General features: G+C 30.4%; 8 protein-coding genes. 7 read left to right on the top strand and 1 reads right to left on the bottom strand.

Going from position 1 to position 9,803, the window contains the following annotated elements; genetic code table 11:
• The first annotated feature begins 130 nt into the window (after nucleotides 1-130).
• The 7 genes from dnaK (at nucleotide 131) to G534_RS0106770 (ending at nucleotide 9,364) form a co-directional block, all read left to right on the top strand.
• Nucleotides 131-1,954, top strand: a complete 1,824-nt coding sequence (dnaK, locus tag G534_RS0106800; RefSeq protein WP_027348443.1) for a molecular chaperone DnaK — start codon at nucleotides 131-133, stop codon at nucleotides 1,952-1,954.
• A 124-nt stretch (nucleotides 1,955-2,078) separates the two neighbouring features.
• The gene (gene dnaJ, locus G534_RS0106795) at nucleotides 2,079-3,188 is read left to right on the top strand and encodes a molecular chaperone DnaJ (protein ID WP_027348442.1); all 1,110 of its coding nucleotides are present in this window, start codon (nucleotides 2,079-2,081) and stop codon (nucleotides 3,186-3,188) included.
• A 398-nt stretch (nucleotides 3,189-3,586) separates the two neighbouring features.
• Nucleotides 3,587-4,675, top strand: coding sequence for a galactose ABC transporter substrate-binding protein (locus tag G534_RS0106790; protein ID WP_027348441.1), 1,089 nt, complete (start codon nucleotides 3,587-3,589; stop codon nucleotides 4,673-4,675).
• Between the two features lie 70 nt (nucleotides 4,676-4,745).
• Complete coding sequence (locus tag G534_RS0106785; protein ID WP_027348440.1) at nucleotides 4,746-6,245, top strand: sugar ABC transporter ATP-binding protein; 1,500 nt, start codon at nucleotides 4,746-4,748, stop codon at nucleotides 6,243-6,245.
• Between the two features lie 10 nt (nucleotides 6,246-6,255).
• Entirely contained in the window at nucleotides 6,256-7,278 is a 1,023-nt protein-coding gene (mglC, locus tag G534_RS0106780; RefSeq protein ID WP_034596098.1) for a galactose/methyl galactoside ABC transporter permease MglC, read from the top strand.
• Nucleotides 7,279-7,322: 44 nt separating this feature from the next.
• The gene (locus tag G534_RS0106775) at nucleotides 7,323-8,195 is read left to right on the top strand and encodes an aldose epimerase family protein (protein ID WP_027348438.1); all 873 of its coding nucleotides are present in this window, start codon (nucleotides 7,323-7,325) and stop codon (nucleotides 8,193-8,195) included.
• Nucleotides 8,196-8,203: 8 nt separating this feature from the next.
• Entirely contained in the window at nucleotides 8,204-9,364 is a 1,161-nt protein-coding gene (locus G534_RS0106770; protein WP_027348437.1) for a galactokinase, read from the top strand.
• Between the two features lie 231 nt (nucleotides 9,365-9,595).
• Here the strand turns inward: G534_RS0106770 and G534_RS08785 are convergent.
• A partial coding sequence (locus tag G534_RS08785; RefSeq protein ID WP_027348249.1) for a transposase occupies nucleotides 9,596-9,803 on the bottom strand: 208 nt, incomplete at its 5' end.

Genomic DNA, 9,803 nt, shown 5'->3' with positions numbered 1-9,803 from the left:
AAGAAATTGAGCTGCAGACGTTGGACTGTAAGCGCATGACCCATTGAGTCGAGTCGAAAGACGAAGACGAAATGTAGGTCGAGCTTATGCAAAAATATAATAAACAATTAGTAAAAAAGGAGATAAAATTATGGCAAAAATTATAGGAATTGACTTAGGTACAACAAACTCAGCAGTAGCAGTTATGGAAGGTGGTCAACCAACTATCATCCCTAACTCAGAAGGAAATAGAACAACACCATCTGTAGTAGCTTTTACAAAAGAAGGTGAAAGATTAGTTGGTGAAACAGCAAAAAGACAAGCGATTATGAACCCTCAAAGAACAATTGCATCCATTAAGAGAGAAATGGGTACAGATTATAAAGTTGATATTGATGGAAAAATATATTCACCAGAAGAAATTTCAGCGATGACTTTACAAAAATTAAAAGCAGATGCTGAAGCATATCTAGGAGAAACTATTACAGAAGCTGTTATAACTGTTCCAGCTTATTTTACAAATGAACAAAGACAAGCTACAAAGGATGCTGGTAAAATAGCAGGACTTGACGTTAAAAGAATAGTAAACGAACCTACTGCAGCAGCATTAGCTTATGGTATGCAAAAAGAAAATGATGACATGAAGATTATGGTGTTCGACTTAGGTGGTGGTACATTTGACGTATCAATACTAGAAGTAGCGGATGGTGTTATCGATGTTCTTGCTACAAGAGGTAACAATAGACTTGGTGGAGATGACTTCGATGAAAGATTAATGAATTATATCAACGAAGAATTCAAAAAAGAAAATGGTGGGGTTGATTTATTAAAAGATCATACATCAGCTCAAAGATTAAAAGATGCTGCAGAAAAAGCTAAAAAAGAATTATCTTCAACAGCAACAGCTCAAATAAATTTACCATTTATAACAGCTGTAAATGGTCAACCTGCTCACTTAAATATGGATATTACAAGATCTAAATTTGAAGAATTAATTTCTGATTTAGTTCAAGAAACTATGGTACCAGTTAAAGATGCTTTGAAAGATGCTGGACTTGATGCTGGTGAATTAGACAAAGTTCTTTTAGTAGGTGGTTCAACAAGAATACCTGCAGTAGTTGAAGAAGTTAAAAAACTTACAGGAAAACAACCACAAAAAGATATTAACCCTGATGAAGCAGTAGCATTAGGTGCTGCAGTACAAGGTGCTATACTTGCGGGAGATGTAAATGATTTATTATTACTAGACGTTACTCCATTATCATTAGGTATTGAAACAATGGGTAATATTACAACAGTATTAATTGAAAGAAATACAACTATACCTACAAAGAAATCACAAATATTTACAACAGCATCAGATAATCAATCATCTGTAGATATAAAAGTATTGCAAGGTGAAAGACAAATGTCTAAAGATAATACAATGATAGGTAATTTCCAATTAACAGATATTCCAGCAGCTCCAAGAGGAGTGCCACAAATTGAAGTTACATTCGATATAGATGCTAATGGTATTGTAAATGTATCTGCAAAAGATTTAGGTACTGGAAAAGAACAAAAAATTACTATTACAGCGTCATCTAATTTAAGTGAAGAAGAAATTGAACAAAGAGTAAAAGATGCTGAAGCTCATGCTGAAGAAGATAAGAAGAAAAAAGAACTTATTGAAACTAAGAATCAAGGTGAAAGTATTTCATATCAAGTTGAAAAAACATTGAAAGATTTAGGTGATAAGATATCTGATTCTGAAAAAACAGCAATTGAAGATAAGAATAAAGAGTTAAAAGATGCGTTAAACACTGATAATGTTGATGAAATCAAAAATAAAATAGAAGAATTAACTACTGAATTAAATAAGATGAGTGAAAAGCTTTATTCTAATGCAAATCCAAATCAAAATCAACAAACACAACAAGATGATGTGGTTGATGCTGATTATGAAGTAGTAGATGATGAAGAAGAAGATAAATAGTATTCAAATTTGACGTAAAATAAAAATAAAAGTAAAATATTAAATGTAGTAAAGGGGAGATTTCTCCCCTTTATTAAATGTAAAGAGTTAGTTTTATTAAATATATAAATAGTTAGGTGGAAAGATGAAAAATCCTTATGAAGTTTTAGGAGTGGATCGTAATTCAACTCAAAAAGAAATAAAATCAGCATATCGAAAACTTGCTAAGAAATATCATCCGGATTTAAATGGGGGATCTGAAGAAGCTGCGGAGAAGTTGAAAGAGATAAACGAGTCTTTTTCAATTATTGGTGATGAAGAAAATAGAGCGAAATATGACAGATATGGAGCAGCGGCATTTGACCCTAATTCAGGTTTTGGAGGGTTTTCAAACGGCGGTATGGGAGATATGTTTTCGGATATATTTTCAAGTTTTTTTGGTGAAAGAAGCCAAAGAAATCCTCATGCTCCAAGAAGAGGATCTGACATTCAAATTGAATTAAGTATAAGTTTTAAAGAAGCTGTTACTGGTGTAGAAAAAGAGGTTCAATATAGAAGACGTACAAAATGTAATGTGTGTGATGGAACTGCAGCTAAGCCTGGAACCACAAAGAAAACATGCCATACCTGTCATGGAACGGGTAGAGTTACAACAACTCAAAACACACCGTTTGGAGCATTTTCACAAACTGAAACTTGTCCAACTTGTGGTGGTGCTGGTGAAGAGATTGAAGAAAAATGTGATAATTGTCATGGTAGAGGATATATTAATCAATCAACCAAAGTTAAAATTAAAATCCCTGCAGGAATAAATACTGGTGATATTATTCCTGTGAGAGGAGAAGGAAATGCAGGAGAAAATGGCGGTCCATCAGGTGATGTGTTTATAATAATTGATGTAGAAGAACACGAAGTATTTAAGAGATTTGGAAATGATATTTATTATGAATTACCAATATCATTTGTTACAGCTACACTTGGTAATAAAATAAAGATTCCTACACTTACTGGAACGAAAGAATTTGAAATTCCACAAGGTACACAAGCTGATGAAAGATTTAGGCTAAAAGGTGAAGGAATGCGAGATGTTCGTACTGATAGATATGGTGATTTAATATTCGATGTCAAAATAATCGTACCTAAGAAAATAAATGAAAACCAAAAAGAAATATTAAGAAAATTTGCAGATGAATCTGGAGAAGATGTTAAAGCTGAAAAGTCATTCTTTAAAAAACTAAAAGATTTTTTTGATTAATTATATATTTTAATTAAAAAGTAAAGTAAAAAAGTGCATGATAGTATAAATCGATAAAAAAATAGGATTTAAAACATTTTAAGAAGTCGGTTTATAATATATTGTGTGCTTTTTTTATGATTATTTTAAGCTGATTAAGTTGTTTCAGTCGGACAGAGTTTCTTAATTTAAAAATGTAAAAAAATTAACAATTAAAAATGATTGTGTTTTCTAAAAATATATTAATTTAAAAATATAAAACTTATCAACATTGATAAAACACTTAAAATAGCTATTTTTCAAATAGGTATAAAAAAAACATTATCAGGAAATCGGTTTCATAAACTTAAAATGTCTCTTGACTTAATTTATCTTAACTGGTAATATCAGAATATAATATAACAAATATGGAGGATTCAATGAAATCTACAAAGAAATTACTAGCTATTTTATTAGCTTTAGTATTAGTATTAGCGGCATGTAGCCCAGCTAATAAAGAAACAGGTAAAGAAACAGGCGCGGAAACAGGTACAGAAACAAACGCTGAAACAAGTGCAGAAAACAATGAAACTGATGGTAAAACATATAAATTAGGTGTTTTATTATACAATGGTTCTGATAACTATATCGGTACAGTAAGACAAGCTTTAGAAGCTTTAGATGCAGCTGATGATAGTATTGAATTAGATATTCAAGATGGTCAAAACAATCAAGCAACACAATTAGAACAAATTGATGCTATGATTGCTAAACAAGTTGACGGTCTTTTAATAAACATTGTTGACTTTGGTTCAGGTAAATCAGTTAAAGAAAAAGTAGCAGGAACTAATATTCCTACAGTATTCTGGAATAGAGATATTTCAGCTGACTTAACTGCTGATGACTTAGCTAAATTCATATTCTACGGAACAGTAGCTCCACAAGCTGGTGTTATGCAAGGTGAAATGGCTTATGAAAATTGGACAGCTAATAAAGCATTAGATAGAAATGGCGATGGAAAATTACAATATGTAATGTTACATGGTGGTTTAGACAATGCTGAAGCAAAAGCAAGAACTGAAGAATCAATCAAATACTTCAAAGATAAAGGTGTTGAAGTTGAAGAAATTGGTATGCAAGTAGCTGAATGGGATGCAGATAAAGCTAAACAAGCAGTTGATGCTTGGATGGCAAAAGATGGAGATAAGATCGAAATGATATTCTCTAATAATGACGGTATGGCATTTGGAGCTATTACAGCATTACAAGAAGCTGGATACAATAAAGGTGATGCTTCTAAACATATCCCAGTATACGGTGTAGATGCTTTAGCAGATGCAATCAAAAAGATTGAAGAAGGTACAATGGATGGTACTGTAAGACAAAATAACGAAACAATGGCACAAGGTATGATTACTTTAATCAAGAATAAATTAACTAAAGATGACTGGACAGAAGGTACAGATTTAGAAATTTATGAAGATGGTGTATCAGTAAGAATGGACTACGAAAAAGTTACAAAACAATAGAAGTTCAATAAAATAGAAATTTTGATGAGCACACAGCACTGTGTGCTCATTTTAAAGATAAGGAGCTAATATGACTGATAATAATATAGTTTTGGAAATGAAGAATATTGTTAAAACATTTCCAGGTGTTAAAGCTCTTGACAATGCTAATTTAACATTGAAAAAAGGTAGTGTTCATGCTCTTATGGGTGAAAATGGAGCTGGAAAATCTACATTGATGAAAGTTTTATTTGGAATATATAAAGAAGATTCAGGTGAAATATATATTGAAGGAAAGAAAACAAGTTTTAGCAATCCGAAAGAAGCATTAGAAAATGGTGTAGCTATGGTACACCAAGAATTAAATCAAGTAATGAAAAGAGATGTTGCGGATAATATGATGCTTGGAAGATTTCCTAAAAAAGGTATATTTATCGATCAAGCCGGAATGTATAAGTATTGTGAAGAAGTATTTAAAGATCTTGGTATAAATATTAATCCAAGAACTGTTACTGAAAGACTTTCAGTTGCAGAAAGACAATTGATAGAGATTGCGAAGGCGGTTTCATATAATGCTAAAATATTAGTTCTTGATGAACCTACATCATCACTTACATCTCAAGAAGTTGAAATATTGTTTGCTATTATTGAAAAATTAAGAAAAAGAGGTGTAGGTATAATTTACATATCTCATAAAATGGATGAGATACTTAGAATTTCTGATGAAGTAACTGTTATGAGGGACGGTAAATATGTTGCTACCGAATCGAGTGATGGTTTATCAATTGATAGAATAATTTCTCTAATGGTTGGTAGAGATATAGAAAATGTATATCCTCCAAAGACTAATGTACCAGGAGAAGTAGTTCTTGAAGTTGAAAACTTAACTGGGAAGTATATGCCAACAGTACAGAATGCTTCATTCAACTTGAGAAAGGGTGAAATACTAGGTATCGCAGGATTAGTAGGTGCAAGAAGAACAGAATTAATTGAAACATTATTTGGAATAAGAACTTTAGAATCTGGTACTATTAAATTTAAAGGCAAAGAAATAAAAAATAGAAATGCTAAAGAGGCTATTGAAAATGGATTTGCTTTAGTTACAGAAGAAAGACGTGCTACCGGAATATTTCCAATGGAGAGCATAACATTTAACACAGTAATTTCAAGTTTAAAAAACTATAAAAAAGGATTTATGTTAAATGATAGAATTATGCGAGGCGATACTCTTCAAAGTATTGAAGCTTTAAAAACTAAAACTCCAAATGAAAAAGAGTTAATAAGAAATCTCTCTGGTGGTAATCAACAAAAAGTAATTTTAGGTAGATGGTTACTAACCAAACCTGAAGTATTATTACTTGATGAACCAACAAGAGGTATCGACGTAGGTGCTAAATATGAAATTTATCAATTGATTATTGATTTAGCAAACAAAGGAAGAAGTATTATAGTAGTATCATCAGAAATGGCAGAATTATTTGGTATTTGTGACCGTATAATGGTTATGAGTAATGGAGTAGTTTCAGGTATAGAAGAAGTTCAAAATCTAGATCAAGAAAAAGTCATGCAACTTGCTACTAAACATTTATAAGAGGTATATTATGAATCAAACAGTTAAGAAGAAAAAACCTATTAAGGATATTTTAATTGAAAATGCTTTGATTATTGTAATATTAATGCTAATAGCATATATTGCGATAAAAGAACCTGCATTTTTATCAGTTACAACATTAAGAAATATTGCAACACAAGCGTCTACTAAATTAATAATGGCTCTAGGTGTTGGTGGACTTATAGTACTTGCAGGTACAGACTTATCAGCTGGTAGAGTTGTTGGTCTTACAGCAGCTATTTCAGTTGCATTATTACAATCAGCAGATGCAGCATCTAAATATTTTCCTAATATGGGAGAAAATAGTATTATAGTTGGTTTATTAGCAGCTATAGTAGTTGGTGCATTAATCGGCTTAATAAATGGTATTGGGGTTGCTAAGCTTAAATTACATGCATTTATAGCAACGTTAGGTACTCAATTAATAGCTTATTCCTTGCTTCAAGCGTTTATTAACAATTCACCACATGGAGCACAACCACTTTCTGGATTTACAAAATCATATGAAAATTTTGTTAAAGGATCATTAAAATTAGGATCAATAGAAATTCCATATTTAATTATTTATGCAATGATTGCTTCAGCAATAATGTGGTTTGTATGGAATAAAACAGTTTTAGGAAAGAATATGTTTGCTATTGGTGGTAACGAAGAAGCGGCAGCAGTTTCAGGTATTAATGTAGATAGAAACATTATTTATATATTCTTAATATCTGGTGTTATGTATGGTATTGCTGGTTTCTTAGAAGCTCCACGTTTAGGTAATGCAAATATAGTTACTGGTACCAACTACGAACTTGATGCTATTGCAGCCTGTGTAATTGGTGGGGTATCATTCTTAGGTGGTGTAGGTAAGATTTCAGGTATTATTTTAGGTACATTGCTACTTCAAGTTATCAACTATGGTTTAATATTCGTTGGACTTGAATCATATTGGCAATTATTAATTAAAGGTTTATTAATTATAGTTGCGGTAGCTTTAGATACAAGAAAATATTTGAAGAAGAAATAGAATATGGGGCTGTGATTTTCACGGCCCTTTTTAAATGAGGAATTATGTACAAATATTTAAATTTTGATGCAATTATATTAGAAAATGAAAAATTGAAAATTTCTATATTACCGAAATTAGGATTTAAGATAGCTTCTATTTTTAACAAAGATAAAGAAGTAGAGTATTTGTTTCAACCTACAAAAAAAGCGTATAACGAAGCAAAATATGCTGATGGTTTTGAAAAGTATGATACTTCAGGTATTGACGACTGTATACCTACAATCGATGCTTGTAAATATCCATTAAATAAAGAAATTAGTTTACCAGATCATGGCGATACATGGTCATTGGAGTGGGATGTTGAAGAATGTTTAGAAAAAAAAGTTACAGGGGTAGTTAAACTACCATCATTACCATTACAATTTACAAAAAGTATAAAGTTAGAAGGAAATAAAATAAATATTGAATATAAAATAAAAAATCTTTCTGATGAAAAAGTGTTTTATTTATGGGTTTTTCATGGACTTCTAAATTATGATGAATATACAGAGCTTGAATTTGAAGAGAATCTCAAAAATTATATTAATGTTCAAAATGATGAAGTTTGGGATTTTGATATTTTTAAATTAAAGAATTTTAAAGAAAATCATACATTCAAATACTATTTTACAGATGAAATCAAAGAAGGTTTTGCAATTTTAAATCATACAAAAGAAAAAAGTAAATTTAAGATAAGTTTTGATCCGAAAAAATTACCTTATATGGGAGTTTGGTTGACAACAGGTGGATTTAAAAATGAAAAAAATGTTGCTATCGAACCATGTAATGGATATTATGATAGTCTTGAAAAAGCGTATGAAAATGATAAAGCTGATTTTGTAGAAAGAAATTCTGAGAATATATGGAATATAGGAATTGATATTATAGATTATTAGGAGTAAGTATGCTGGAAAATTTATTAAAAGAATTTAAGAATCATTTTGGAGAAAATGATAAAGAAATAAGAGAATATTTTGCGCCTTCAAGAATAAATATTATAGGTGAACATATTGATTACAATGGTGGGAAAGTATTTCCATGTGCAATTGAAATAGGAACATATGCTTTAGCAAGAAAAAATGATGATAATTTACTTCGTCTAAAGAGTCTAAATATTGAAAAATCTGGTGAATTATCACTAGAAAATATTGAAAATAATCCAGAAAATGATTGGATGAATTTTCCTTTAGGGGTAGCTAAATTTGTTCAAGAAGAAGGATATAATATTGGTGGACTTGATATACTTATATATGGAAATATTCCAAATGGTTCCGGACTTTCTTCATCTGCAAGTTTAGAGATACTTATAGGAGAAGTATTCAATGATTTTTACAATGATGGTAAAATTTCAAGAAAAGAGCTTGCGCTAATAGGTAAGTCAACAGAAAATAAATTTATTGGTGTGAATTCCGGTATTATGGATCAATTTATAATTGCATTAGGAAAGAAAGAACATGCAATGCTTCTAGATACTAATAATCTCGAATACGAATATTATCCATTTGATTTAAAAGATAATAAACTTGTAATATTAAATACAAATAAAAGAAGAGAATTAAAGGATTCAAAATATAACGAAAGAAGAGCTGAATCTGATAAAGCTTTAGAGATATTAAGAGAATATAAGCCTTCAATAAAAGCTCTATGTGATATAGACGAGAGTGAATTAGATTTACTTGATAAAATTGAAGATCCAATAATAAGAAAAAGAGCAACTCATGCTGTAAAAGAAAATCATAGAGTTGCAAAAGCTGCAAAAGCTCTAAAAGATGGTGATATTGAACTTTTAGGAGAATTATTAGTTAAGTCAAATGATTCATTAAGAGATTTATATGAAGTTACTGGGCCTCATTTAGACTCAATTACAAAGCATGCTAATGAATTTAAAGATTGTTTAGGTGCTCGTATGACTGGAGCGGGATTTGCTGGATGTGGTATAGCAATCATAAAAGAAGACAGTTTTGATGAATTTGTAGAATATGTAGGAAAGAGATATACAGAGGATACAGGACTAGTAGCTGAATTTATTCAATCTGGAATAGATGATGGAGTTAGAAGATTATAGTTAATCGGAAAATATAAAAATTAAAACATTTGTTGAGATTATATTTCAACAGATGTTTTTTTTAGAAAATAGTAATTTATTTTTAATCAATGCTGTATAATATTATAAAAGACTAACTATATGAAGTCAAGTATAAAATAAATAACTTTATGAAAGATATACCAAAAGACAATTTAATAAAAATTTGCATGACAAATAAGCCTTAATAAAAGGCTAGTTTAAAAGATGAAGTTAAGTCTGAGGAACAAATTGAGTGTTTGTTTTAAGTAATTTAAAAATAACTCTAATTAGCTTTTTAGCAACGTGTGTAAGAGCAACGAAGTGGTGTTTACCTTCCTTTCTCTTTCTCTGATAATATTCTTTAAAGCAAGGATCTCTCATAGCTACTAACCTAGCAGCATTGAGGAAAGCCCATCTAAGATATGGAGAGCCACGTTTA

It is taken from the genome of Helcococcus sueciensis DSM 17243, assembly GCF_000423145.1.
Taxonomy (GTDB): Bacteria; Bacillota; Clostridia; order Tissierellales; family Peptoniphilaceae; genus Helcococcus; species Helcococcus sueciensis.
This window is presented reverse-complemented; position numbering and strand designations above follow the sequence as displayed.